Annotated in this window: 26 protein-coding genes; 20 read left to right on the top strand and 6 right to left on the bottom strand. The window is 74.1% G+C overall.

The genetic code is table 11. From position 1 onward, the window contains the following. Positions 1-25: 25 nt before the first annotated feature. From ACIRRH_RS08220 to ACIRRH_RS08185, 8 genes are all read left to right on the top strand, one after another. Positions 26-3253 carry an SNF2-related protein gene (locus ACIRRH_RS08220; protein WP_403063376.1) on the top strand — a complete coding sequence of 1076 codons (3228 nt, stop codon included), beginning with the start codon at positions 26-28 and terminating at the stop codon, positions 3251-3253. Continuing rightward, positions 3250-3468, top strand: a complete 219-nt coding sequence (locus ACIRRH_RS08215) for a hypothetical protein (protein ID WP_224283308.1) — start codon at positions 3250-3252, stop codon at positions 3466-3468. The genes ACIRRH_RS08220 and ACIRRH_RS08215 overlap by 4 nt, the downstream gene beginning before the upstream one ends. 33 nt (positions 3469-3501) lie before the next feature. After that, complete coding sequence (locus tag ACIRRH_RS08210; RefSeq protein ID WP_403063373.1) at positions 3502-4443, top strand: RNA polymerase sigma-70 factor; 942 nt, start codon at positions 3502-3504, stop codon at positions 4441-4443. A 34-nt stretch (positions 4444-4477) separates the two neighbouring features. Then, positions 4478-5575, top strand: a complete 1098-nt coding sequence (locus ACIRRH_RS08205; RefSeq protein ID WP_403063370.1) for a MerR family transcriptional regulator — start codon at positions 4478-4480, stop codon at positions 5573-5575. A gap of 50 nt (positions 5576-5625) precedes the next feature. Continuing rightward, the gene (locus tag ACIRRH_RS08200; RefSeq protein ID WP_403063367.1) at positions 5626-6429 is read left to right on the top strand and encodes an alpha/beta fold hydrolase; all 804 of its coding nucleotides are present in this window, start codon (positions 5626-5628) and stop codon (positions 6427-6429) included. A 92-nt stretch (positions 6430-6521) separates the two neighbouring features. After that, positions 6522-6929: a helix-turn-helix domain-containing protein gene (locus ACIRRH_RS08195; protein ID WP_403063364.1), complete on the top strand. Its 408-nt coding sequence runs from the start codon at positions 6522-6524 to the stop codon at positions 6927-6929. 2 nt (positions 6930-6931) lie between these two features. Next, complete coding sequence (locus ACIRRH_RS08190; RefSeq protein WP_403063361.1) at positions 6932-7447, top strand: hypothetical protein; 516 nt, start codon at positions 6932-6934, stop codon at positions 7445-7447. 117 nt (positions 7448-7564) lie between these two features. Then, positions 7565-7918 carry a DUF2516 family protein gene (locus ACIRRH_RS08185; protein WP_224283314.1) on the top strand — a complete coding sequence of 118 codons (354 nt, stop codon included), beginning with the start codon at positions 7565-7567 and terminating at the stop codon, positions 7916-7918. 105 nt (positions 7919-8023) lie between these two features. On the opposite strand, the gene ACIRRH_RS08180 is transcribed toward ACIRRH_RS08185, so the two are convergent. Then, positions 8024-9517: a PP2C family protein-serine/threonine phosphatase gene (locus tag ACIRRH_RS08180; protein WP_403063358.1), complete on the bottom strand. Its 1494-nt coding sequence runs from the start codon at positions 9515-9517 to the stop codon at positions 8024-8026. Between the two features lie 235 nt (positions 9518-9752). Between ACIRRH_RS08180 and ACIRRH_RS08175 the strand changes: the two genes are divergently transcribed. After that, positions 9753-10316: an O-acetyl-ADP-ribose deacetylase gene (locus ACIRRH_RS08175; protein WP_224285170.1), complete on the top strand. Its 564-nt coding sequence runs from the start codon at positions 9753-9755 to the stop codon at positions 10314-10316. Between the two features lie 249 nt (positions 10317-10565). On the opposite strand, the gene ACIRRH_RS08170 is transcribed toward ACIRRH_RS08175, so the two are convergent. Continuing rightward, on the bottom strand, positions 10566-11399 hold the full coding sequence (locus ACIRRH_RS08170; RefSeq protein ID WP_403063354.1) for a class I SAM-dependent methyltransferase: 834 nt from the start codon (positions 11397-11399) through the stop codon (positions 10566-10568). Between the two features lie 216 nt (positions 11400-11615). Between ACIRRH_RS08170 and mshA the strand changes: the two genes are divergently transcribed. Both mshA and ACIRRH_RS08160 read left to right on the top strand, forming a co-directional pair. Next, a complete protein-coding gene (mshA, locus tag ACIRRH_RS08165) occupies positions 11616-12986 on the top strand; it encodes a D-inositol-3-phosphate glycosyltransferase (protein WP_403063709.1) in 1371 nt (456 codons plus the stop codon). Positions 12987-13056: 70 nt separating this feature from the next. Beyond that, entirely contained in the window at positions 13057-13593 is a 537-nt protein-coding gene (locus ACIRRH_RS08160) for a YbjN domain-containing protein (protein WP_403063351.1), read from the top strand. 9 nt (positions 13594-13602) lie between these two features. Here ACIRRH_RS08160 and ACIRRH_RS08155 read toward each other — a convergent pair whose 3' ends face one another. Continuing rightward, positions 13603-14907, bottom strand: coding sequence for an MDR family MFS transporter (locus tag ACIRRH_RS08155; RefSeq protein ID WP_403063348.1), 1305 nt, complete (start codon positions 14905-14907; stop codon positions 13603-13605). Positions 14908-15056: 149 nt separating this feature from the next. Between ACIRRH_RS08155 and ACIRRH_RS08150 the strand changes: the two genes are divergently transcribed. Continuing rightward, complete coding sequence (locus ACIRRH_RS08150; protein WP_403063345.1) at positions 15057-15815, top strand: phosphoglyceromutase; 759 nt, start codon at positions 15057-15059, stop codon at positions 15813-15815. Between the two features lie 277 nt (positions 15816-16092). Beyond that, the gene (locus tag ACIRRH_RS08145) at positions 16093-16689 is read left to right on the top strand and encodes a lytic polysaccharide monooxygenase (RefSeq protein WP_403063342.1); all 597 of its coding nucleotides are present in this window, start codon (positions 16093-16095) and stop codon (positions 16687-16689) included. Positions 16690-16765: 76 nt separating this feature from the next. On the opposite strand, the gene ACIRRH_RS08140 is transcribed toward ACIRRH_RS08145, so the two are convergent. Further along, a complete protein-coding gene (locus tag ACIRRH_RS08140) occupies positions 16766-16942 on the bottom strand; it encodes a hypothetical protein (RefSeq protein WP_224282645.1) in 177 nt (58 codons plus the stop codon). Positions 16943-17145: 203 nt separating this feature from the next. Continuing rightward, on the bottom strand, positions 17146-17835 hold the full coding sequence (phoU, locus tag ACIRRH_RS08135; protein WP_224282644.1) for a phosphate signaling complex protein PhoU: 690 nt from the start codon (positions 17833-17835) through the stop codon (positions 17146-17148). 306 nt (positions 17836-18141) lie between these two features. Between phoU and ACIRRH_RS08130 the strand changes: the two genes are divergently transcribed. Both ACIRRH_RS08130 and ACIRRH_RS08125 read left to right on the top strand, forming a co-directional pair. Continuing rightward, positions 18142-19539: a sensor histidine kinase gene (locus ACIRRH_RS08130; RefSeq protein ID WP_403063338.1), complete on the top strand. Its 1398-nt coding sequence runs from the start codon at positions 18142-18144 to the stop codon at positions 19537-19539. Between the two features lie 2 nt (positions 19540-19541). Next, on the top strand, positions 19542-20237 hold the full coding sequence (locus ACIRRH_RS08125; protein WP_031069385.1) for a response regulator transcription factor: 696 nt from the start codon (positions 19542-19544) through the stop codon (positions 20235-20237). A gap of 102 nt (positions 20238-20339) precedes the next feature. Here ACIRRH_RS08125 and ACIRRH_RS08120 read toward each other — a convergent pair whose 3' ends face one another. Next, positions 20340-21002, bottom strand: a complete 663-nt coding sequence (locus tag ACIRRH_RS08120) for a DUF461 domain-containing protein (RefSeq protein WP_403063335.1) — start codon at positions 21000-21002, stop codon at positions 20340-20342. Between the two features lie 427 nt (positions 21003-21429). Between ACIRRH_RS08120 and ACIRRH_RS08115 the strand changes: the two genes are divergently transcribed. From ACIRRH_RS08115 to cysS, 5 genes are all read left to right on the top strand, one after another. Next, entirely contained in the window at positions 21430-21912 is a 483-nt protein-coding gene (locus ACIRRH_RS08115; RefSeq protein WP_014136563.1) for a CarD family transcriptional regulator, read from the top strand. Positions 21913-22222: 310 nt separating this feature from the next. Then, on the top strand, positions 22223-22978 hold the full coding sequence (gene ispD, locus ACIRRH_RS08110) for a 2-C-methyl-D-erythritol 4-phosphate cytidylyltransferase (protein WP_403063706.1): 756 nt from the start codon (positions 22223-22225) through the stop codon (positions 22976-22978). After that, on the top strand, positions 22968-23468 hold the full coding sequence (ispF, locus tag ACIRRH_RS08105; RefSeq protein WP_049657183.1) for a 2-C-methyl-D-erythritol 2,4-cyclodiphosphate synthase: 501 nt from the start codon (positions 22968-22970) through the stop codon (positions 23466-23468). Before ispD ends, ispF begins: the two co-directional genes overlap by 11 nt. Positions 23469-23609: 141 nt before the next feature. Next, positions 23610-24005, top strand: coding sequence for a PPOX class F420-dependent oxidoreductase (locus ACIRRH_RS08100; protein WP_403063330.1), 396 nt, complete (start codon positions 23610-23612; stop codon positions 24003-24005). A gap of 95 nt (positions 24006-24100) precedes the next feature. Next, complete coding sequence (gene cysS, locus ACIRRH_RS08095; RefSeq protein WP_403063327.1) at positions 24101-25495, top strand: cysteine--tRNA ligase; 1395 nt, start codon at positions 24101-24103, stop codon at positions 25493-25495. The last annotated feature ends 68 nt before the right edge of the window (positions 25496-25563 follow it).

Below are 25563 nucleotides of genomic sequence, written 5' to 3'. Positions count from 1 at the left end.
TCCCACCCCGCTCGGAAGGCCCCCGATGTTCGTCCTGCACGCGCTCTGGCGGGCGGACGGGCAGCTGGCGCTCTGGGCCGAGGACGCCCGCGCCCACCCCGCCGTCGCTGAACCGCGCCCGGACCGGCCCGCCCCGCGCGCCCACCCCTACGCCTGCCCGGCCGGCGAGTTGGCCGCCGTGCTCGGCGGCATCGGCCCGGGCCTCGGCTGGCTCGCCGGGCAGGCTCCCGAGCGCTGGGCCACCCTGCTGCTGCCCACCGTCGGCGCCCTCCCCGCTCCCTCGCCCGACCTGCCGGTCACCCCACCGCGCGGCGGTGCGGTCCTCACCCCCTGGCGGGTACCGGCGCTGCTCTTCGACGCAGGGGCCGCCGCCCAGCTGCTCGGCGAGGTCTTCGACCCGGTCTGGGCCGTCACCGGCTCCGACCTGCCCGGCGCCGGGCGGGTCGAGGTGGTCCACGGCCCCTCGTTGCGCTGGCTCACCGGGGTGCACGACCTCGCCTGGCGAACGGTCGGCCAGGGCCGGGTGCTGCCGCTGCCCTCCCTCCCCGCCCGCCCTCGGGCAGGCGGGGCCCACGTCGCCGAAGACCGCCCGCAGGCCCGGTGGCGGCCCGACCTCACCCCGGCCGGGCGCCGCGAGGCCGCCGCCCTGGCCGCCGGCTGCCCGCCCGTCCTGCTGGGGGAGTGGCCGCACGGGCCCGGCAGCGGCGAGGCGCTGCTGGGCGCCGCCCTGGGCGCGCTGGTGGACGCCGAGGCCCGCGCCGCACTGGCGGACACCCCCTTCCCGTCGCCCGGCGAGGCCGGGACCGTCGCCGAGCGCTGGCTGCACGCCCTCGGCACCCCCGACGGCGGGATCGACGGCGCCCCGCCCGAGGAGGTCGCCGAACTGCGCCGCCGGCTCGGCGCCTGGTGCGCCACCGCCGAGCCCGTCGACCCGGCGCTGCGGCTCTGCTTCCGTCTGGTCGAGCCGCCCGGCCCCGACCCGGACGACCCGGAGGGCCGCCCCTCCGACGACGCCTGGCAGCTGGAGTTCCTGCTCCAGGCCGTGGACGAGCCCTCCCTGCTGGTCCGCGCCGCCGACCTGCACGAGGGCGGCGCCGCCCATGCCGCGCTCGCCCGCAAGGCCGACGACCCGGCCGACGTCCTGGTCGCCGAACTCGCCCGCGCCGCCCACCGGTGGCCCGCCCTGGACGGGCTGCGCCACCGCTCCCGCCCGTCCGTCCTGCCGCTGGACCGGGCCGGCGCACTGGACTTCCTGCGCGCCGCCGCGCCCGCCCTCGCCGAGGGCGGCTTCGGGGTGCTGCTGCCCGCATGGTGGCGCCGCCGTCCCCGGCTCGGGCTCGCCCTGCGCGCCACCACCCCGCGCGCGCCCGGCTCGCTCGCGGTCACCAGTCAGGTGGACCGGGATGCCGTGGTCGCCTTCCGCTGGCAGGCCGCGCTCGGCCCGGAGGGGGATCCGCTCACCGAGCAGGAGCTGGCCGAACTCGCCTCTGCCAAGCAGGAGTTGGTCCGGGTGCGCGGCACCTGGCTGGAGGCCGACCCGGCGCAGATCGCCGCCGCGCTCGCCTTCCTCGCGGACCGGCGCGACGGCGTGCTCGCCGCCACCGAGCTGCTGCGGCTCGCCCTCGACCCGGAGGCGACGGTCGCCGGGCTGCCGGTCACCTCGGTACGCGCGGACGGTCCGCTCGGCGAGCTGCTCGCCGGGCAGGCCGGCGCCGCCCCGGCACTGGAGCTGCCGCCGGACTTCCGGGCCGTGCTGCGCCCGTACCAGGAGCGCGGACTGGCCTGGCTGCGGACCATGTCCGGGCTCGGCCTCGGCGCCGTGCTGGCCGACGACATGGGCCTCGGCAAGACCGTCCAGACCCTCGCCCTGCTCGCCTCCGAGAAGGCCGCTGAGAAGAGCTCCGAGAAGACTGTCGAGGAGGGATCCGAGAAGGAATCCGAACGCTCCGAGGGCGCCACCGGCCCCACCCTGCTGGTCTGCCCGATGTCCCTGGTCGGCAACTGGCAGCGCGAGGCCGAGCGCTTCGCCCCCGGCCTGCGGCGGTACGTCCACCACGGAGCCGGCCGCCTCGGTGCGGAGCAACTCGCCACAGTGGTAAGGGGAGTGGACCTGGTCATCACCACCTACGGGCTGGTCCAGCGGGACCTCGCCGCCCTGCGCGCGATCCGCTGGCGCCGGGTGGTCGCCGACGAGGCCCAGCACATCAAGAACACCGGCACCGCGCAGTCCCGGGCGATCCGCGCACTGCCCGTCACCCGGCACCGGATCGCGCTCACCGGCACCCCGGTGGAGAACCGGCTCGCCGAACTGCATGCCGTCCTGGACTTCGCCAACCCCGGCCTGCTCGGGCCGGCCGAGCGCTTCAAGGAACGCTACGCGATCCCGGTCGAGCTGCACCGAAGCCCCGAGCGCACCGCCGAACTCCTGCGCCGCACCGCGCCGTTCGTGCTCCGCCGGGTCAAGTCCGACCCGGCGGTGGCGGCCGAGCTGCCCGCCAAGCAGGAGATGACCGTCTGGTGCAACCTCACTGCCGAGCAGGCCGGCCTCTACCAGGCCGTGGTCGCCGACCTCCTGCGGCGGGTCGAGGGCGTCCGGGGCGTGGAGCGGCGCGGCACGGTGCTGGCCGCGATCGGCAAGCTCAAGCAGGTCTGCAACCACCCGGCCCAACTGCTGCACGACGGCTCGGCGGTGGGCGGGCGTTCGGGCAAGGTCGCCCGGCTGGCCGAACTGCTGGAGGAGGCGCTGGCCGAGGGTGACCGGACGCTGGTCTTCACCCAGTACGCCGAGTTCGCCGCGTTGCTCCGACCGTACCTGGAGCGCCGGCTCGGCGAGGAGGTGCTCCACCTGCACGGCGGCCTGCCCCGGGCGCGCCGCGAGGAGCTGGTCGAACGCTTCCAGTCCCCGGGCGGGCCACGGGTGTTCCTGCTCTCGCTGCGGGCCGGCGGCACCGGCCTCAACCTGACCGCCGCCAACCAGGTGATCCACCTGGACCGCTGGTGGAACCCGGCGGTCGAGGAGCAGGCCACCGACCGCGCCTTCCGGATCGGCCAGCGCCGGGACGTCCAGGTCCGCCGGCTGGTCTGCGTCGGCACCGTCGAGGAGCGGATCGACGAACTCCTCGCCGCCAAGCGCTCGTTGGCCCGGACGGTGGTGGGCGAGGGGGAGCGCTGGCTCACCGACCTGCCGGTCGAGGCGCTGCGCGAACTGGTCGCCCTCACCCGGGAGGACGCCGTGGCCGAGGAGGACGCATGACCGGTGAACCGAAACCGCTGACCGACGAACCGAAGCCGCCCGTGGTCAACGTCGCCGCCTACTGGCGCGGCGACTTCACCCTGCACCCCGCCCCGCCCGAGGAGGACGGCCCGGACGAGCCCTCGCTGCGCCGCCTCGGACGCTCCGGCATCACCGTGCACGGCCGCGACCTCGCCGCCGTGCTCGCCCCCGCCTACGAGGCCTTCCGGAGCTGAGCGCGGTGGCTACCGTGCGGTAGCGTCGCGCGGGTGACCGACACCCACGGGACCGGGCCGACCGGCGGGGCCGCGCCGGCCGACGACACCCGACCGACCGACCCCCGGCTGGCCGACTTCGAGCAGCACCGGCGGATGGTCTTCGGCATCGCCTACCGGATGCTCGGCAGCGTCGCCGACGCCGAGGACCTGGTCCAGGACACCTGGCTGCGCTGGAGCGGCGTCACCGGCCCGGTCGCCAGCCCCGGCGGCTTCCTGGCCCGTACGGTCACCAACCTCGCGCTCAACAAGCTGGACTCGGCCGCCGTCCGACGCGAGTCCTACGTCGGCCCCTGGCTGCCCGAGCCGCTGGTCACCGAGCCGGACGCGACCGACGGCGTCGAGCGGGCCGAGACCGTCTCGGTCGCCCTGCTGGTGGTGCTGGAGAGCCTGTCGCCGTTGGAGCGGGCGGTGTTCGTGCTCAAGGAGGCCTTCGGCTTCTCCTACCAGGAGATCGCCGCGGCCCTGGACCGCACCGAGGCCGCCTGCCGCCAGGTCGGCAGCCGGGCCCGGGCGCACGTGCGCGCCCGCCGGCCGCGATACGACGCTCCGCCCGAGCTGCGCCGCCGGGCCACCGACGAGTTCATGGCCGCCTGCGTCGGCGGCGACCTCAACCGGATGCTGGAACTGCTCGCGCCCGACGTCACCGGCTGGACGGACGGCGGCGGGGTGATCCGCGCCGCGCTGCGGCCGCTCACCGGTGCCGAGAACGTCGCCCGCTTCGTCCTCGGCGTGCTCCGCCAGCTCGGCGAGGGGGCCGGTGCCCGTCCGGTCCTGGTCAACGGCGAGCCCGGCGTGCTGATCACCGTGGACGGAGCGGTCGACTCCGTCTCGGTGTTCGACTTCGCCGAGCAGCCCGACGGCACCGTGCGGATCTCCGAGATCCGCGCTGTCCGCAACCCGCACAAGCTGGCCCACCTCGCCGGCCCGGCTTGACCCTCGACCAGGTCGAGCCCGCAGAGTCACCGGCATGGAGAGCGAGCTGCACAGCATCGGCGAACTGGCCCGTGCCAGCGGCCTGGGCGTCGGCACCCTGCGCTACTACGACGGCGCCGAGGTGCTCACCCCCGCCTGGGTCGACCCGCAGACCGGCTACCGCTGGTACCGGCCCGGCCAGCTCGCCGACGCCCGGCTGCTGGCCCGGCTGCGCCGGGTCGGCCTGCCGCTGGCCGGCATCCGGGCCGTGCTCGGCGCCGCACCCGGCAGCGGTGAGGCCCGGCAGGTGCTCGACGCGCACCTGCGCCGGCTGGAGGACGGCCTCGCCGACGCCCGCCGCGAGCTCTCCCTGATCCACGCGATGATCGACCAGAGGGAGCAGCCGATGACCACCACCCCCGCCGGACTCCGACTCACCGTCCCGGCCGAGGACCTCGCGGCCGCCCTGGACGCGGTCCGCTTCGCGGTCTGCGCGGACCCGGAGCTGCCCTCGCTCGCCGGCGTGCTCTTCGAGCCGGACGGACCGGTACTGCGCCTGGTCGCCACCGACCGCTACCGGATGGCCCTCGCCGAGGTGCCCGCCGCCGGCGACACGCCCGAGCGGCCGGTGGCCGGCACGGTCGTCCCGACCGCGCTGGTGGACGCGCTGCGCGCGCTGCTCGGCGCGGGGGCGGCAGAGGTCGCACTCACCCTCGGCGGCGGACTGGTCCGGGCCGAGGCCGGGGAACACCGGATCGAGGGCGCCGCCCTGGACTTCGACTACCCCGACCACCGGGCCGTCACCCGGCTCGAACCGGAGCACCGGATCACCCTGTCCGCCGCCGAACTGCGCGCCGCAGTGGAGACCGGCACCACCCGCACCCTGCCCTCCGGCCCGGGCGGCGCCGACTGCGAGGTCACCGTCCTGACCCTGACCGGGGACGGCCTCCTGACGGTCGCCGACGACCCGGCCCCCGAGGGCTACCGGCTGGCCGTCAACCGGGACTTCCTGCTCGACGCCCTCGACGCCGGGCGGCCCGAACAGCTGCTCCTCGAACTCGGCGGCCCGATCGCCCCGCTGGCCGTCCGCCCCCCCGGCCGGACGGGCACCTTCTCCGTCCTGATGCCGATCCGGCTGCCCGAGTCCGCCTGAGCGGCCAGGGGCAGCGCCGGGCCGGGCGGGGCCTCTGGAAGGATCACCGGATGAGCCTGCACACCGATCCCCCCGCCACCGAGGTCCACGTCCCCGCCCCCGGCGGCGGCCTGCTGTGGGCGGAGCGCCGCGGCACCGGCAGCCCGGTGGTGCTGCTGCACGGCTCCGGCATGGACTCCCGGCTGTGGGACGCCGTCGCCCCGGCGCTCTCCCGGCACCACGACGTGATCCGCTACGACGCCCGCGGCCTCGGCCGCTCCAGCGCGCCGGAGCAGGCCTTCGACGACGTCGCGGACCTGGGCGCCGTACTGGACCACTTCGGCCTGCGCAGCGCCGCGCTGGTCGGCCTGAGCATGGGCGGGGAGACCGCGCTGGACTTCGCCCTCGCCCACCCCGGCCGGGTCGCCGCGCTCGGCCTGGTCGGCGCCTCGGTCAGCGGCCACGACTGGCCGCCGTCCCCGGAGACCACCGCCTACGCCGAGGCCCGGCGGCGCGGCGACGCGGTGGCCCTGGCCGAGCTGGAACTCTCCGTCTGGGCCGCCATGGGCCGCGACGCACCGGGCGGCGAGCTGATCGCGGCGATGGTCGAGGAGAACGCGGCCCGCCGGATCGTCAGCGAGCACCACCTCGCAGGCGCCCCGGCCCGGGCGGCCGAGCCGCTCCTCGGCACCGTCACCGCGCCCACCCTGGTCGTCCACGGCGACCGCGACCACCCGGAGATCGCGGCGATCGCCCGGCGGCTCGCCGCCGACATCCCCGGCGCCCGCGGCCACCTCGTCCCGGACGCCGACCACTACCTCCCGCTGCGTTCCGCCGAACGGCTCACCGAGCTCCTCCTGCGTCATCTGGCCTGACCACCCGCCTGCCGGGCCCCGCCCGCCCCGACGCGTTTGCTGCCGCTAGCACCCTGCTTGCATGTGCAAGCAGGGTGTTGCAGGCTGTCCGCATGGCCTCACTGAACGTCGGCTCGCTGGGCGAGTACATCCGCGAGCAGCGCCGGAACGCCCAGTACTCGCTGCGGCAGCTGGCGGAGGCCGCCGGCGTGTCCAACCCGTACCTCAGCCAGATCGAGCGCGGGCTGCGCAAGCCGAGCGCGGAGATCCTCCAGCAGATCGCCAAGGCGCTGCGGATCTCGGCGGAGACGCTGTACGTCCAGGCCGGGATCCTGGAGGAGCGGCGGGGCGAGGGCCTGGAGCTACGGGCCTCGATCCTGGCCGATCCACTGATCAACGAGCAGCAGAAGCAGGCGCTGCTCGCGGTCTACGACGCCTTCCTCAAGGAGAACGCCGCGTCGGCCTCCGGGGCGACGACCGACGGCCCAGCCACCCAGAACATCCACCGGGAGGACCGGTAACCATGCCCATCACCGACGAGATCAAGAAGACCCTCAGCGACCCGACCCCGCTGTACGCCCTGGCCGGTGCCGGGGACCTCGCGTACGAGAAGCTGTGCGAGGTGCCGGGCCGGGTCGAGGCGCTGGCGGCGGACCGCAAGGGCGCGCAGGAGAGGGCCACCGCCAGGCTCCAGGAGGCGCAGTCGCTGCTGACCGGGGCGCAGGCCAAGGTCACCGAGACCGTCACCGCCCTGCCCACCGACCTCAAGGTCCTGCAGGAGCGGGCCCAGGGCTTCGCCCTGCAGCAGGTGGCCCGCGCGGTCGAGCTGGCGGTGAAGGCCAAGGAGACGTACGACGAGCTGGCCGAGCGCGGCAAGGTCGTGGTGGACAGGGCCCGCCCGGGCGCGTCGGACGAGGCCGACCGGCCCGAGCTGACCACGGAGCCCGTCGAGGCCGAGCCGGCGGCGCAGAGCGACGCCGAGTCCGCTCCGAAGAAGTCCGCCAAGGCCGGCAGGGACGCCGTCGACGCCGCGGAGTGAGCCCGTGTGCCTCAGGGCACATCCGGTGACCGTGGGACGTTGGCCTCGTTGCGGACGGTCGTCGTGCCAGGATGGACGGCGGGCGCAGCGCCGGAGCCGAGAGCAGAGGAGATCGAGATGGTCGGAGTGTTTCAGATTCTGGCCTTTTCCTACCTGAACCCGATCTGGTGGGCGACCGTCGCCATCCTCGCCTACAAGCTGTTCGCCCTGGCCGACGCGGCCACCCGCCGGGAGGACGCCTACCGGGCGGCCGACAAGAAGACCAAGGGCTTCTGGGTGGCGATCCTGGCGATCTCCTTCGGCTGGGACTTCCTGTTCGGGGTGAACTTCTTCACCGGCATCGGCACCCTGGCCGGTCTGGTCGCCTCGATCGTCTACGTGGTGGACGTCCGCCCGGCGATCCGGGCACTGACCGGCGGCGGTGGCGGCCGGGGCGGTCGGAGCAACACCGGGCCGTACGGCCCCTGGTAGGAACGGCAGCGGACAACGCGGCGGCCCGGGCGGGAAGTTCACCCGCCCGGGCCGCTCTGTGTCCGCCCGCCTGCGTGTTCGCCTGCGTGCCCGCCTGTGCGTCCGTCAGCCCAGGATCAGCTGCACCGGGTTGCGCTCCAGCAGCAGCACCGCGACGTCGTCGGTCAGCGCGCCGCCGTTCAGCTCCTCGACCTCGGCGATGGCGCTGTCGACCAGCCGCCCCCGGGTCAGCCCGGCGGCCTGGTGGTCGCCGATCAGGTCCGCGAGCCCGTCCTGGCCCAGCCGGCGCGACCCGGCCCCGACCCGTCCCTCGATCAGTCCGTCGGTGTAGAGCAACAGCCGCCAGCCGACCGGCAGTTCGACCTCGTGGGCGGGCCAGGCGGCCTGCCCGTCGTGGCACGGCAACAGGCCGAGCGCGGGCCCGGCGAGGTCGGCGGGCAGGGTGATCGGCCCGTGGTCCCGGCCGAGCAGCAGCGGCGCCGGGTGCCCGGCGAGGTAGAGCCGGGCCCGCTCGCCGGCGCCGAGCGCGTCGAGGCCGCTGCCGGCGGCGGGCTCGATGACCAGCATGCAGAGCGTCGCGAAGATCTCGTCGCTGCGCCGCTCGTGCTCCAGCACGTGCTGGAGGGTGGTGAGCAGGGCCTCGCCGGTGAGGCCCGCGAAGACCAGGGTGCGCCACGCTATCCGGAGCGCGACGCCGAGCGCGGCCTCGTCCGGGCCGTGGCCGCAGACGTCGCCGATCACGACGTGGACGGTGCCGTCGTCGGTGCGCACGGCGTCGTAGAAGTCGCCGCCGAGCAGTGCGCGGCGGCGGCCGGGGCGGTAGCGCCGGGTGAAGGAGAGCCCGGCGCCGTCGAGCAGCGGGGTGGGCAGCAGGTGGCGCTGGAGGCGGGCGTTCTCCTGGCCGCGCAACTCCGCCTCGACCAGGCGGCGCTGGGACTCGTCGGCGCGCTTGCGCTCGACGGCGTAGCGCAGGGCGCGGGCGAGCAGCGGGCCGTCCGTCTCGTGCTTCAGCAGGAAGTCCTGGGCGCCGGCCGCGACGGCGGCCGCGCCGAGTTCGGCTCCGGCGGCGTCGGTGAGCACGACGACCGGGGTGTGCGGGGCCCGGCGGAGCAGCTCGTGCAGGCCCTCCAGCCCGTCCGAGGAGTCGGACGGGTGCGGCAGGTCGGCGGGCGCGGTGAGGTCGAGCAGCACGCAGCCGAACTCGGGGGTGCGGGAACGCCCGCGCCGGGCCCAGGGCGCGGGCGGGGCGAGCAGTTCGGTGGCCTGGTCCAGCCCGCGGGCCCAGTGGATCTCGATCGAGGTGCCGCTGTCGGCCGCCGCGTCCTTGATCAGCTGGGCGTCCGAGGCGTCGTCCTCGATGACCAGCAGCCGCAGCGGCGCGTCGTCGGCCGGCCCGTCCGCCCCCGCAGGGCCTCCCGGCTCGGAGATGTGGGACGGGTGGGAGGCGTGCGCGGCCCGCGAGCGGGGGTGGGGTATCGGGGGAGCCGCCGTGGCCGGTCCGGTCGTGGCGCGGTTGCGGGCATGACCGACGGGGGCGCCGTCATGGGCGCCCGCCAGGTCCGCGGCACCAGGTGCCCGCCCGTCTCCCGTTGCGGGCATCGGTGGTTCCTCCCTTTCCCCGACTGCGTAACGGTCGGCGTCCGTCCGCAGTGCCCGCCTGGCACCGCGCGCCGGGGAACTTCTCGCGACCATAACGTGATCTCCGGGGATTTCTCTGGCCGACCGGCGCCGTTGTGGTTATTGCCACGCCGGTGGCGGTGTGGTGACTGGACTGGGACGACGACTCGGTTCCCGTCCCGGCGGCGGCCGGGCGGTCCGGGGGAGGGAGCTGGTGATGGTGGCACGGATCACCCTGGTGGAGGGTGACATCACGGAACAGCCGGTGGACGCGGTGGTGAACGCCGCCAACTCGTCCTTGCTGGGCGGTGGCGGGGTGGACGGCGCGATCCACCGCAGGGGCGGGCCGCAGATCCTGGAGGAGTGCCGCCGGCTGCGGGCCTCGCACTGGGGCAAGGGGCTCCCCACCGGTCGGGCGGTGGCGACGACGGCCGGGCGGCTGCCGGCCCGGTGGGTGGTGCACACCGTCGGGCCGGTGTACCGGGCGGAGGAGTACGAGGAGCGGGCGGAGCTGCTGGCCTCCTGCTATCGCGAGTCGCTGCGCACCGCGGCGGCGCTCGGCGCGCGCACGGTGGCCTTCCCGGCCGTGTCGGCCGGGATCTACGGCTGGCCGCCGGCGGACGCGGCCCGGATCGCGCTCGGCACCGTCGCGGAGGTGCTGGACGGCGGTGACGCGGAGGCGGGGGCGGAGCTGGCGGAGGTGCGGTTCGTGCTGTTCGGGTCGGAGATGTACGAGGTGTTCGAACGGGTCCGGCGGGAGCTGTCCGAGCAGGACGGCTGACGACGGGGCTGGGCGTGGTGCCGACCGGGCGGTGTGTGATGGCGCCGCTCGGCCGGGTCCATCGTGGCGTGCCGAGGCGTCAACACGCCAGAGATATTCGATAACTCGTTCGAGTGAATGCGTCGGGTCGCTCACCAGCTCCCGCGCACACCGGCGGCCGTGCGCTCCCGCCCGCCGGCCCCGCGTCGAGCGCGGGTGTCGCCCGTACGCCCGCCGCCGCCCGGTACGGCCCCGCCGCCCCCGCGGCGGCTACGGCGCGAGCGCCGACCAGGGCACCGTGACCTCGCCCTGCCGCCACCGCCCGCGCGCGTCCACCAGCGGCCAGCTGCCCGCCAGCGCCGTGCAGGCCGCCACCCAGCGCTGCCGGGCCCCGAACGCCCCGTACGGCGCGGCCGCCGCCCAGGCCCGGTCGAACTCGGTCAGGAAGGCGTGCACCGGCCGCCCCGGCACGTTGTGGTGGATCAGCGCCTTCGGCAGCCGCTCGGCCAGGTCGGAGGGCTGGCCCAGGCCGCCCAGCCGGGCCGCGAAGGTCACCGTCCGGGGTCCCTCCGGGCCGAGCGCGACCCAGACGTGCCGCCGCCCGATCTCGTCGCAGGTGCCCTCGACCAGCAGCCCGTCCGGGGCGAGCCGTGCGCACAGCCGCTCCCACACGCCGGCCACCGCCGACTCGTCGTACTGCCGCAGCACGTTGGCGGCCCGGATCAGCTGGGCCGGCGCGCCGCCGTCCAGCGGCACCTCGAAGCCCCCGCGCCGGAAGGTGAGCAGCGGCGGCTCGGCGTACGGCACCGCGGCGGCGACCCGCTCCGGCTCGATCTCGACCCCGACCACCCGGACGTCCGGCCGCACCGTGCGCAGCCGCCCGGCCAGCTCGACGGCGGTCCACGGCGCGGCGCCGTAGCCGAGGTCCACCGCGACCGGCGGGCGCTCGGCGCTGCGCAGCGCGCGGCCGAGGGTGTGGGCGATCCAGCGGTCCATCCGGCGCAGCCGGTTGGTGTTGGTGGTGCCCCGGGTGACCGTCCCGACCGGGCGCCCGGTCCGTCCGCGGGCGGGCGCGGCGGTTGCGGGGTCGAAGGAGGCAGCCATGCCCAGAAGGGTAGTCGGGCCGCCGGCGGCACCGTGCTGACCTGGGGCGACGGCGACCGCTCCGGCCGGTGGGCCGGGGCGGGAATGCCGGACGCGGTCCGTGTGGTTGGCACACTGGTGGTGATGTGTGCCCGGACGGGGCAGCGCACACCGGACAACGGGCGGCCCGGCGCGGACCGCCTCGACGGGCCGCACAGAGGAGGCTTCAGCCAGGTGATCCAGCACCCCGTCCGTTCGGTACGCCGTGCCCAGCCCGCCGCCCCCGCGCGCGGCCGGCTCCAGTCGCTCGTCCCCGGCCGCCGCCGCCCGCGCCGGATAGCGATGCTGAGCGTCCACACCTCGCCGCTGCACCAGCCCGGCACCGGGGACGCCGGCGGGATGAACGTCTACATCGTCGAGCTGGCCAAGCGCCTGGCCGAGCTCAACATCGAGGTCGAGGTGTTCACCCGGTCGATCTGCTCGGACGACGCGCCGACGGTCGAGCTGGCCCCGGGCGTACTGGTCCGCCACGTCACCGCCGGGCCGTACGAGGGCCTGGTCAAGGAGGACCTGCCGGCCCAGCTGTGCGCCTTCACCCACGGGGTGCTGCGGACGGAGGCGGGCCACCGCCCCGGCCACTACGACCTGGTGCACTCGCACTACTGGCTCTCCGGGCAGGTCGGCTGGCTGGCCGCGCAGCGCTGGGGGGTGCCGCTGGTGCACACCATGCACACCATGGCGAAGGTGAAGAACGCCGCGCTGGCCGAGGGTGACACGCCCGAGCCCGCGGCCCGGGTGATCGGGGAGACCCAGGTGGTGGAGGCGGCCGACCGGCTGATCGCCAACACCACCGAGGAGGCCGCCGAACTGGCGCTGCACTACGCCGCCCGGCCGGACCAGCTGGCCGTCGTCCACCCCGGGGTCAACCTGGACGTCTTCCGCCCCGGCGGGCCGGGGACGCCCGCCGCTGCGCGGGCCCGGCTGGGCCTGCCGCAGGACGCTGCGGTGCTGCTGTTCGCCGGCCGGATCCAGCCGCTGAAGGCCCCGGACGTGCTGCTGCGGGCGGTCGCCGCGCTGCTGGGGCGCCGCCCGGAGCTGCGCGAGCGCCTGGTGGTGCCGGTGGTCGGCGGGCCCTCGGGCACCGGGCTGGCCCGGCCGGAGAGCCTGCACAAGCTCGCCGCCCAGCTGGGCATCGGCGATGTGGTGCGGTTCCACCCGCCGGTCGGCCAGCCGCAGCTCGCGGACTGGTACCGGGCGGCGACGGCGCTGGCGATGCCCTCGTACAGCGAGTCCTTCGGGCTGGTCGCGCTGGAGGCGCAGGCCTGCGGCACCCCGGTGGTGGCGGCCGCGGTCGGCGGTCTGCCGGTCGCGGTGCGGGACGGCGAGACCGGCACCCTGGTGTCCGGCCACGACCCGCTGGAGTGGTCGTACGCACTGGAGCCCTACATCACCGACCGGGGCCTGGCGGCCCGGCGCGGCGATGCGGCGGCCCGGCACGCGTCCGGCTTCGGCTGGGACGCCGCCGCGGCGACCACCGCCGAGGTGTACGCCGGCAGCATGGCCCGCCCGGCCGGCCGACTGGCCGCGGCCCGTCGACGGCCGGCCTGAGGCTGCGCCCGCCCGGTACCGGCCGGCCTGAGGCTGCGCCCGCCCGGTACCGGCGAGTAACGTCACCCTCATGGCAATCCGCACCAAGGACGAGGCCCTGACCCTCCTGCGCACCGCCCTGGACGACGCCGGGGTGGCCTGGGAGCCGGCCGCCGCCGACCCGTACACGCTGGTGGCGGCCCTCCCGGGCACCCGGAAGCTGAGCACCGCCTGCGCCCTGCGGGTCGGCGACCACACCCTGTCGGTGAACGCCTTCGTGATCCGCCGTCCGGACGAGAACCACGAGGCCGTCTACCGCTGGCTGCTGGAGCGCAACACCCGGCTGTACGGCGTCGGGTACGCGGTCGACGCGCTCGGCGACGTCTACCTGGCGGGCCGGCTGCCGCTGGAGGCGCTCACCCCGCAGGTCGTGGACCGGCTGCTCGGGACGGTGCTGGAGAACGCGGACGAGCCGTTCAACACCCTGCTGGAACTGGGCTTCGCCACGGCGATCCGGCGCGAGTGGGAGTGGCGGACCAAGCGCGGGGAGTCCACCCGCAACCTGGCCGCCTTCGCCCACCTGGCCGCGCCGCAGACCACGCAGGCGGACGCCCCGGACGCCGGCTGACCCGTCCGGTCAGGCGCCCGTCGGAGCCTTCCCGGCCTGCTCCACCGCGGGCGCCGGGACCTCCGTCACCGCGGGCCGGCGGCGCCCCGCCGCACCGGTGCGGCGGGCCAGCACGACGTACCCGAGCGCGGTGACCGTCCCGACCGCCCCGCAGGCAGTCCAGAGCACGGCCGGCCCGGCGTGCTGGAGCAGCAGCCCGCCGCCCGCCGGGCCGAGGAACGAGGCGAGCGACCAGGAGAGGCTGTGCACGCCCTGGTAGCGGCCGCGCCCGTGGGTCGGCGCCAGCTCGGCGACCAGGCCCATCATCACCGGCGTGTTGAGGATCTCGCCGACCGTCCAGACCGCCACCGAGAGCGCGAACAGCCAGGCCGAGGAGCCGGCCAGCGCGGCCAGCCCGAAGCCCCAGCCGGTGAGCAGGCAGCTGGTGATCAGCAGCCCGGTCCGCGAGCGGCCCTCCATCCACCGGGTGAGCGGGATCTGGAGGACCACGATCAGCAGCCCGTTCAGGCCGATGACCAGGCCGTACTCGCTGGAGGTGATGCCGGAGGCGCCCATGTCCACGGCCAGCGTGGTGCTGCCCTGCTGGAAGACCAGCGCGAGCAGCAGGGTCAGCCCGACCAGCGCCATGAAGGGGGCGTCCCGGAACACCGACAGCAGACTGACCTGCGGTTCGGCGGAGCCCTCCGCCTGGTCGGGGGAGGCCTGCGGCCTGGTCTCCGGAATCCGGACGAAGATCACCACCGCGCAGACCAGGGTGGTGAGCGCGTCCAGCAGGAAGAGCGTGAGGTAGCCGTGGGTGGCGATCAGGCCGGCCACGGCGGCGGAGAGGCCGAAGCCGATGTTGATCGCCCAGTAGTTCAGCGAGTAGGCGCGGACCCGGTCCTCGGCCGGGACGAGGTCGGCGATGATCGCCGAGGTGGGCGGGCGGGTGGCGTTGTTGCACAGGCCCACCAGGAAGGCCACCGCGGCGATCGCCACCTGGCCGTCCGCGAAGCCGAGCACGGCGGTGAACAGTGCGGTGCCGAGCTGGGCGGCGACCAGCGTGGGCCGGCGCCCGATCCGGTCGGCCAGCACGCCCGCGAGGATCGCCGCGACGGCCGAACCCAGGCCGAACAGCGAGGCCACCAGGCCCGCGTAGGAGGCCGAGTACCCCCGGTCGACCGTCAAGTACAGTGCCAGGAAGGTGACGACGAACGCGCCGAGCTTGTTCACCAGCGTGCTCACCCAGAGCCACCAGAACTGCCGCGGCAGCCCGCCCACCGTCTCGTGCACGAGTCTTCGGAGCCGGGGATTGGAGGCCAGGGTGACGAGCATGTGGGGGCTCCCGGGGGTGGGCGTCCGCCGAGCGGTGCGGCAGGCCCGGTCAGCCGACGCGTGTAAGTGTCAGATGCGCGGAGCACACATTACACATCGGCCGAAGGTCCCCACCAGGGGTTTTCCGCCCCCCCACTAAGCTGGGGGCCATGGCTGACACGACGTACCGACTCATCCTGCTCCGCCACGGCGAGAGCCAGTGGAACCAGAAGAACCTGTTCACCGGTTGGGTCGATGTCGACCTCAACGAGAAGGGCGAGAAGGAGGCCGCCCGCGGTGGCGAGCTCCTGGCCGCCGAGGGTCTGCTCCCCGACGTGGTGCACACCTCGCTGCTGCGCCGCGCCATCCGCACCTCCCAGATCGCCCTGGACAAGGCCGACCGGCACTGGATCCCGGTCAACCGCAGCTGGCGGCTGAACGAGCGCCACTACGGTGCGCTGCAGGGCAAGGACAAGGCCCAGACCCTGGCCGAGTTCGGCGAGGAGCAGTTCCAGCTGTGGCGCCGCTCGTACGACACCCCGCCGCCGGTGCTGGCCGACGACGCCGAGTACTCGCAGGCCGCCGACCCGCGCTACGCCGAGATCCCGAGCGAGCTGCGTCCGCGCACCGAGTGCCTGAAGGACGTCGTCGAGCGGATGCTCCCGTACTGGTACGACGCCATCGTCCCGGACCTCGCCGCCGGCCGGACCGTCCTGGTCACCGCCCACGGCAACAGCCTGCGTGCGCTGGTCAAGCACCTCGACGGCATCTCCGACGAGGCCATCGCCGGCCTGAACATCCCGACCGGCATCCCGCTGGTGTACGAGCTGGACGCCGACTTCAAGCCCGTCGCCAAGGGCGGCCGCTACCTCGACCCGGACGCCGCCGCGGCCGCCATCGAGGCGGTCAAGAACCAGGGCAAGAAGTAAGCCCAGAAGCGAAACGGCCCCGCCGCCCCGGCAGACCGGGCGGCGGGGTCTTCGTTCGCTTCGGTCGCCTCTGGGTCAACCCGCCTGTCCGGCACGAGAGTTGGGCAGGTGGCGGCAAAATGGTTCAGACCATTGACGGCTCAGGTGGTGACTCCTACCGTGAGGGCACCGGACTGGCGCAGACATGCCAGGATCTCCCCGTCCGGGCCGCCGCACCCCCACGCGCGCGCGTCTGCGCCCCCGGCGCACACTCCATCCACCCCCACGGAGGAGCACCATGCGCACACGCCACATCGTCGCGGCGGTCGCCGCCGCGCTGGCGATCCCGTTGACCCTCGCCTCCCCGGCCTCGTCCCACGGCTGGATCTCGACCCCGCCCAGCAGAGCCGCGCTCTGCGACGTGCACACGAGCGCCGTCCCCTGGGACTGCGGTGACATCCAGTGGGAGCCGCAGAGCGTCGAGGGTCCCAAGGGCTTCCCGTCCCTCGGCCCCTCGGACGGCACCATCTGCGCCGGCGGCAACTCGCGCTTCGCCGAGCTGGACGACCCGCACGGGGGCGCCTGGCCGACCACGCCGGTGACGGCGGGCCAGCCGCTCACCTTCACCTGGACGTTCACCGCCCGGCACGCGACCACCGACTTCCGGTACTACATGACCAAGCCGGGCTACGACGCGAGCCGGCCGGTCACCCGGGCCGACCTGGACCTGACGCCGTTCCTGACCGTCCCGTACGGCGGGAAGCAGGTGCCGAGCACGCTCAGTCACACCGCGACCGTGCCGAGCGGGCGCACCGGACACCAGGTGGTCGTCGCGGTCTGGACGATCTCCGACACCGGGAACGCCTTCTACTCCTGCTCCGACGTCCGGTTCTGACGCCCACGGGAACGGACGAGGTGCACGGCCGCCGGTGGGCCGTGCACCTCGGGGGACTCCTCGGTCGGCGGACCGCTCAGTGGCCGCAGCAGCCGCCGTCGGCACCGCCGCACTGGCAGGGTGCGCCGGACTGGCAGCCGCAGCCGCAGCCCGGGCCGCAGCCGCAGCCGGCCGCGAGGACGGGAAGCAGCTTCGGGGCGAGTGGCTCGACGGTGTCGTGGGCGGTTGCCGGTCGGGTCGGGTTGGCCTTCATCGAGCTTCCCTCCTAGTGACGGGCACAGTCCTGTGCCCCCGATGTCGAGTGAAACCGCCGGACGGAGGGGGCGTCAACGGGCGCGCAGTGGTGGGGCGCACGGAAGACCGTGCGCCCGCACCACCCTCGTCTCAGGTTTACTCGCCGCCCCTCGGGGGAGCCGTGAGCCGTAATGCCGCGCCCGGCCGGGCCCGCACCGGAGGTCAGTCGACCGGCGCGGCCTCGGCGGCCTCGGTGGCGGCCACGAACTCGGCCACGTGCTCGCCCGTCACCAGGTACACCACGCGCTTGGCGACCGACACCGCGTGGTCCGCGAAGCGCTCGTAGTAGCGGCCGACCAGGGTGATGTCGACGGCGGTCTCGATGCCGTGGTGCCAGCGCTCGTCGATCAGGTGCGACAGCAGCTCGCGGTGCAGGGTGTCGATCGCGTCGTCGTCCTGCTCCATCTCCAGCGCCTTGTCGACGTCCTTGGTGGCGATGACCAGGCCGGCCTTGGCCACCAGGCGCTGGGCGAGCTGGCCCATCTCCAGGACGGTGGAGTGCAGGTCGCGCGGCACGGCGGTGTCGGGGTAGCGCATCCGCGCGACCTTGGCGACGTGCCGGGCGAGGTCGCCGCAGCGCTCCAGGTCGGCGCTCATCCGCAGCGAGGTGACGACGATGCGCAGGTCGGTGGCGACCGGCTGCTGGCGGGCCAGCAGGTCGATGGCCCGGTTCTCCAGCTCGTGGTGCAGCTCGTTGATCTTCTCGTCGGCGGCGATCACGCTCTCCGCCAGCGCCAGGTCCGCGTCGAGGAGGGCGGTGGTGGCGCGGCCCAGGGCAGAGCCGACAAGCCGGGCCATCTCGACCAGGCTGTCGCCGATCGCATCGAGTTCCTCGTGGTACGCGTCGCGCATGTTCTCTCCTCAGTAGCTGTGTCGGTGGCGGTGCCGACCGGCCGGCCCGTCCGACCGTCGTTCCGGTGTCCGGGTGACCGCTGCTGGTGGCGCGCATCGTACGCGCACACCCGAGCCGGTGGCCGCTGTTGGGCACACCGATCTCTCCCACACGGGCTGCCTGGCCAACTTTCCGCCGTCAGGGCGACGACGCACGGCCGCTACGGTGAATCGGCAGCTACCTGAAGGTGAATTCTCGGCAACGCGTGGTCGATGCCTTGATCCAGCGCTTGGGGACTGCCCTGGCCGTGCGCTTACGCTGGCCACATGGACGTGAACGTGGCCGCCGCCGCTGCCTGTGCCATAGCCGGGCTCGGCGTCGGCCTCACCGCCTCCATCGCCTTCCGCTGGAGCGAGCGCGAGCAGGCCAGGGGCAAGTACGGCGGAACCGGCGGCAGGAACCACGGCCGGTACCAGTCGCTGGGCACCGGCAACCCCGAGCCGCCGCTGCCGCCGGGGGTCGACACCGTGCTCTCCGTGCTCCGCTCCTGCGCGATCGTGCTGGGCGAGGGCGACGAGGTGGTCAAGGCCAGCTCGGCGGCGTACGCGATGGGCCTGGTGCGCGGCGGCGCCGTCGCCGTGGACCAGATGCTCGCGCTGGCCCGCTCCACCCGCCGGGACGGCGAGATCCGCCAGGTCGAGCTGGAGGTGCCCCGGCCGGGCGCGGCCCGCGCGGCGGAGCCGCTCGCGGTCTCGGTCCGGGTGGCCCCACTGGGCTCCCGGCTGGTGCTGGTGCTGGTCGAGGACCAGACCGAGCGGCGCCGGGTGGAGGCCGTCCGCCGGGACTTCGTGGCCAACGTCAGCCACGAGCTCAAGACCCCGGTCGGCGCCCTGTCACTGCTCTCCGAGGCCGTCGCCGACGCGTCCGACGACCCGGAGGCGGTGCAGCGCTTCGCCGGCCGGATGCAGGTCGAGGCGACCCGGCTGGCCAGCCTGGTCCAGGAGATCATCGACCTCTCCCGGGTCCAGGACGACCGGCTCATGGTCGACCCGGAGCCGGTCGCGGTGGACGAGCTGATCGCCGAGGCGATCGACCGCTGCCGCCAGCAGGCCGCCGCCAAGCAGATCCTGATCGCGGCGGGCGGCATCGCCGGCCTCTACCTGCACGGCAACCGCGGCCAGCTCGCCGCCGCGCTCGGCAACCTGGTCGAGAACGCCGTCAACTACAGCCCGCCCCGTACCCGGGTGGCCATCGCCACCCGCCGGATCTCCAGCGCCGCGGCGCTCGGGGAGGCGGACGGCGAGCTCATCGAGATCTCGGTCACCGACCAGGGCATCGGTATCTCCGAGAAGGACCGCGAGCGGGTCTTCGAGCGGTTCTACCGCGTCGACCCCGCCCGCTCCCGGGCGACCGGTGGCACCGGCCTGGGCCTGTCCATCGTCAAGCACGTCGCGGCCTCGCACGGCGGCACCGTCTCGGTGTGGAGCGTCGAGGGCCAGGGTTCGACCTTCACCATCCGCCTGCCCGCCGGACAGGCACCCGCGCAGGGCGAGCCCGACGACGCGTTCGGCGACGAGCCGGACCACGTGCCGGCCGGCGGCCTCGCCGGACCCGCCGCCGCACCCCGAACCCTCACCACGGACCGTACGGACCGTCCGCTCCCCGCCGGGGAGCGGAAACAACACCTGTCAGACACAACCCCTCAGCTTGCCCCGGAGGCCTGATCGTGACCCGAGTACTGGTGGTCGAGGACGAGGAGTCGTTCAGCGACGCCCTCTCGTACATGCTCCGCAAGGAGGGCTTCGAGGTGGCCGTCGCCGCCACCGGCCCCGACGCCCTGGAGCAGTTCGAACGCAACGGTGCCGACCTCGTCCTGCTCGACCTGATGCTGCCGGGCCTGCCCGGCACCGAGGTCTGCCGCCAGCTCCGGGTGCGCTCCAACGTCCCGGTGATCATGGTGACCGCCAAGGACAGCGAGATCGACAAGGTCGTCGGTCTGGAGATAGGCGCTGACGACTACGTCACGAAGCCGTACTCCACCCGCGAGCTGGTCGCGCGGATCCGCGCGGTGCTGCGCCGCCGCGGCGAGGACGGCGGCGCGGGCGACAACGGCGGCGGCCCGGGCGCCCTGGAGGCGGGCCCGGTCCGGATGGACGTGGACCGCCACGTGGTGACCGTGGACGGCGCCAAGGTCGACCTGCCGCTCAAGGAGTTCGACCTGCTGGAGATGCTGCTGCGCAACGCGGGCCGGGTGCTCACCCGGATGCAGCTGATCGACCGGGTGTGGGGCGCGGACTACGTCGGCGACACCAAGACCCTGGACGTCCACGTGAAGCGCCTGCGGGCCAAGATCGAGCCGGACCCGGGCGCGCCGCGCTACCTGGTCACCGTCCGCGGCCTGGGCTACAAGTTCGAGCCGTAAACCGTCCCGACCACGCGGAAGGCCCCCGCCGGCAGTAGCCGGAGGGGGCCTTCGCGTCGCCCCGACGGGCCCGGGCGGGCCCGCCGGGGGCGGGGTACGGCGTCAGTGCGCGGCCGGGACGGCCGGGGTGGTGGTGGCGCCGGCCGGGACGGCGGCACCGGTGGTCGGCGCGCCCGGGGTGGCCGGGGCGGTGGCACCGGGGGTGGTGGTCTTGGCGGGGGTGGCGGTCGCCGAGGGGGTCGGCCCGAAGCCCTTGTAGAGGCCGCGGCCGTGCTCGCCCGGGTCCGGGCTCACCGCGGCCTCGGTCTCGACCTTCTGGCCGTCCTTGAAGGTGAAGGCGGTCGGGGCGAAGCCGCCGACGGAGACGGTCGCGGAGGCGACGGTGGCGGACGGGTTGCCCTGGCCGCCGATCGCCACCGAGCCACCGGCCGGGACGACGATGCTGGACAGCGGAGCGCCGGCGGCGTCCGTGAAGGTGGCAGCTGCACCGTTGCCGACGGTGACCGACTTGAGCTCGGCCGGGGTGTCCGCGGTGTTCGCGATGTTCACGACCACGTTGGCGGGACCGGTGTAGTTGCCCGCGGTGCCCTCCCCGGTGACGACCACGATGTTGTTCAGCCGGAGGTTCGTCCCGATGGTTGCCGCAGCGTTGTCGGGCTTGATCTGCAGGGTGTCCGGCGCGTTGCCAGCAGCGCAGGAGGACAGCGAGGCGATGGCGATGGCGGCGATGGCGGCGATGCTGCCGCGTCGAAGGCTGCGGCTCACGGCGGCGGCTTCTCCTAGGTCACGTGTCGGTAGGTCAGGTCTCAGATTATCGACCTCACTTATGTGCTCCTCACGGGGTGGTCCCCGTGTCGCACTCCCGAGGGCCGCCGGAGGCCGTCCGGCGGTACGTCCGACATGTCCAGGTCACTCGACGGACAAGGTTCGACCAAGATCGAATAACGATTCGGCCGCGACCCGAAAAGGGGTGAAAGCTCAAGATCCAATCATGGTTGCGGGGGTGTTGCGCAAGGGTTTCGCCGAACCCCGGAACCGCCTCCGACCTGCGGGAAGCCCCTCTCGAACACTGGTCGCAGCACGTCATGGGGGTGCTTGTCAAGCCCCGAGACCGGCCCTGACCTGCGAAAACGCCCTTCGGGTGCGCCGAGAAGCGTGTTATTCTGGAAAGCCACGGAAGGGGTCCTGTCACATGACGTTCAAGGTTGGCGACACGGTGGTCTACCCCCATCACGGGGCCGCGCTGATCGAGGCCATCGAAACTCGCCAGATCAAAGGTGTGGACAAGACCTACCTGGTGCTCAAGGTGCAGCAGGGAGACCTGACGCTCCGCGTGCCCGCCGAGAACGCGGAGTTCGTCGGTGTGCGCGATGTAGTCGGCCAGGAGGGTCTGGACCGGGTCTTCGAGGTGCTGCGGGCACCGTACACGGAAGAGCCGACCAACTGGTCCCGTCGCTACAAGGCGAACCTGGAGAAGCTCGCCTCGGGTGACGTCATCAAGGTCGCCGAGGTCGTCCGCGACCTCTGGCGCCGCGAGCGCGAGCGCGGCCTCTCGGCCGGCGAGAAGCGGATGCTAGCGAAGGCGCGCCAGATCCTCGTCAGCGAGCTCGCGCTGGCGGAGAACACCAACGAGGACAAGGCGGAGACGCTGCTCGACGAGGTCCTCGCCTCGTAGCGCGCGCCACCGCAGTGCGGTCGGGCTGCCGCCCAACGCTCACAGCGCCCGGTGCCGGCGCGCCGCTCCTCGGACGAACCGTCCGGGAGTGGTGCAGTGGCACTCCGGGCGCTGAGGCGTGTCCGGACCACGCCCCCGCCCCAGCCGGTCCAGGCCTGCAAGAGCGTTTCTGCACCCGTTGTTGTGCACCCGCTGTTGCGCGGGACTTGCGGAGCTGTGCGGCGGGCGGTGGACCGTGGTTCTTCGGAAGGGGCCCGGTGCGCCCGCCGGGCACGCCATGGCCATACCCACTTCGCCGAAGGAGTGAAACCTGAACGCGTCAGGAGCAGTTGCAGCAGCAGTGGTGCCCGCCGCCGGACGCGGTGAGCGGCTGGGGCCCGGGGCCCCGAAGGCCCTGCGGGAACTGGGAGGCGTGCCGCTCCTGGTGCACGCCGTCCGGGCCCTGGCCCGCAGCCGGGCGGTCGGCCTGGTCGTGGTCGCCGCGCCCGCAGACGGGGTGGCCGAGGTGGTCGCCCTGCTGGACAGCCACGGGCTGGACGGCAAGGACATCCGGGTGGTGGCCGGCGGGGCGACCCGCCAGGAGTCGGTCCGGCTGGGCCTGGCCGCGATCCCGGAGGAGGTCGAGGTCGTGCTGGTGCACGACGCGGCCCGCCCGCTGGTCCCGGTCGAGGTGGTGGACACCGTCGCGGCCGCCGTCCGGGCCGGGGCGCAGGCGGTGGTGCCCGCGGTGCCGCTGGCCGACACGGTGAAGCGCGTCGAGCCGAACCCGGGCGGCCCCGAGCCGGTGCTCGACACGCCCGAGCGCGCCACCCTGCGCGCGGTGCAGACCCCGCAGGGCTTCGACCGCGCCACCCTGGTCGAGGTGCACGCCAAGGCGCTGACCGAGGAGGGCGCGGGCACCGCCGACGCGCCGCCGGTCACCGACGACGCCGGCTTGGTGGAGCGCTACGGCGGCCGGGTCGTCGTGGTGCCCGGCCACGAGGAGGCGTTCAAGGTCACCCGTCCGCTGGACCTCGTGCTCGCCGAGGCCGTACTCGCCCGCCGGAGGGCCACCGATGCCTACTGACCCGCAGACTCCCGTGATCCCCCGCGTCGGGATCGGCACCGACGTGCACGCCTTCGAGGCCGGCCGCCCGCTCCGGGTGGCCGGGCTGGACTGGCCGGACGCCGAGGTCGGGCTCTCCGGGCACTCGGACGCCGACGTCGCCGCGCACGCCGCCTGCGACGCGCTGTTCTCGGCCGCCGGGATCGGCGACCTGGGCGCCCACTTCGGCACCGACCGCCCGGAGTGGGCCGGCGCGTCCGGGGCGAAGCTGCTCGGTGAGGCGGCCCGGCTGGTCCGCGAGGCGGGCTTCGAGATCGGCAACGTCGCGGTCCAGGTGATCGGCGTGCGGCCGAAGATCGGCAAGCGGCGCGCCGAGGCGCAGGCCGCGCTCTCCGAGGCGGTCGGCGCCCCGGTGTCCGTCTCCGGCACCACCACCGACGGCCTGGGTCTGACCGGCCGGGCCGAGGGCCTGGCCGCGATCGCCACCGCCCTGGTGTACGAACGGCGTTGAGCCCTCACGGGTGAGCAGGCGGCGGCGACCCGCTGCTGACGGGTGTTCACCAGGCCTCTCTCGGGCCCGAGTCGCTAGGGTGCGGTTCGGGCCCGTACGGGTTTCCGCTCGGGCCGGACCGCCGACGAGAAGAGGTAATCCGTGACTGCCCAGCTCTCCGACCGTGCCAAGGCCCTGCTCGACGCCAAGAGCTTCGCCGTGGTCTCCACCATCCAGCCCGACGGCAGCCCCCAGTCCTCGGTGGTCTGGGTCAAGCGGGACGGCGACGACATCCTGTTCTCCACCGTCCAGGGCCGCCGCAAGCAGCTCAACCTGGTGCGGGACCCGCGGGTCTCGATCGTGATCAACCCGGCGGACAGCCCGTACGAGTACCTGGAGGTGCGCGGCGAGGTCACGATGACCACCGAGGGCGCCCGGGCGCTGATCGACGAGCTGGCCGCCAAGTACATGGGCCAGGAGAAGTACACGATGGACGGTCCGGACGACGTCCGGGTGATCGTCCGGCTCGCCCCGAGCAAGGTGCTCGGCCGCATCTGACCGCGGCCCGTGGTCCACCGTTTCCCCGGGATCACGCCCCCGTTGTCCCGGGGAATGTGGCGGGGCACCCCCCACCGCCCACTACGCTTGACGCTGTGAGCATTCGTCTGTACGACACCAGCACCCGCCAGGTACGCGACTTCGTCCCGCTTGTACCGGGTTGTGTCTCGATCTACCTGTGCGGCGCTACCGTCCAGTCGGCGCCACACATCGGGCACATCCGGTCCGGGCTCAACTTCGACGTCATGCAGCGGTGGTTCGCCTACCGCGGCTACCAGGTGACCTTCGTCCGGAACGTCACCGACATCGACGACAAGATCATTACCAAGGAGCGCGAGCTCGGCACCCCGTGGTGGCAGATCGGCTACGAGAACGAGCGCGCCTTCAACGACGGCTACGACGCGCTGGGCTGCCTGCCGCCGACCGTCGAGCCGCGGGCCACCGGGCACATCCCCGAGATGATCGAGATGATGCAGGGGCTCATCGCCAAGGGCCACGCCTACGCGGCCGACGGCAACGTCTACTTCGACGTGCGGTCGTACCCCGACTACCTGGCGCTCTCCAACCAGAAGCTGGCCGACCTGCGCCAGCCCGAGGGCGAAGGCGAGACCGGCAAGCGGGACCAGCGGGACTTCGCGATGTGGAAGGCCGCCAAGCCGGGCGAGCCGAGCTGGGAGACCCCGTGGGGCCGCGGCCGTCCGGGCTGGCACCTGGAGTGCTCGGCGATGGCCCACAAGTACCTGGGCGCGGCCTTCGACATCCACGGCGGCGGGCTGGACCTGATCTTCCCGCACCACGAGAACGAGATCGCCCAGTCCAAGGCCTACGGCGACGACTTCGCCAACTTCTGGGTGCACAACGCCTGGGTCACCATGGCCGGCGAGAAGATGAGCAAGTCGCTGGGCAACTCGGTGCTGGTCTCCGAGATGGTCCGGGCGTGGCGGCCGATCGTGCTCCGCTACTACCTGGCGGCCCCGCACTACCGCTCGATGATCGAGTACAGCGAGGAGTCGCTGCGCGAGGCCGAGGCCGGCTTCGGCCGGATCGAGGGCTTCATCCAGCGCGCCGTCGAGCGCTGCGGCACGGTCGACGCGGCGCCCGAGGTGCCGCCGGCCTTCGCCGAGGCGATGGACGACGACTTCGGCGTGCCGCAGGCGCTGGCCGTCGTGCACACCGCCGTCCGCCAGGGCAACAGCGCCCTGAACGCGGACGACAAGGAGAGCGTGGTGGCGCGACTGGCCGAGGTCCGTGCGATGCTCGGTGTACTGGGCCTCGACCCGCTCGACCCGCACTGGGCCGGGGCGGAGCGCGGCGAGGACCTCCACGGCGTGGTCGACTCGCTGGTCCGTCTGGTCCTGGACCAGCGGCAGGCGGCGCGCGAGCGCAAGGACTTCGCCACCGCGGATGCCATCCGCGACCAGCTCGGCCTGGCCGGGCTGGCGATCGAGGACACCCCGTCCGGCCCGCGCTGGACGATCAACAGCCAGTAACCCCATCCGACGATCGGGGTGATGGGTGGGCCGTACCGGACCGGTGCGGCCCTCCCGCATGACGTAGC

Source organism: Kitasatospora sp. NPDC101235, from assembly GCF_044767505.1.
Classification (GTDB): Bacteria; Actinomycetota; Actinomycetes; order Streptomycetales; family Streptomycetaceae; genus Kitasatospora.
Note: the sequence above shows the minus strand (reverse complement) of the source record. Positions and strands in the feature narration are given on the sequence as shown.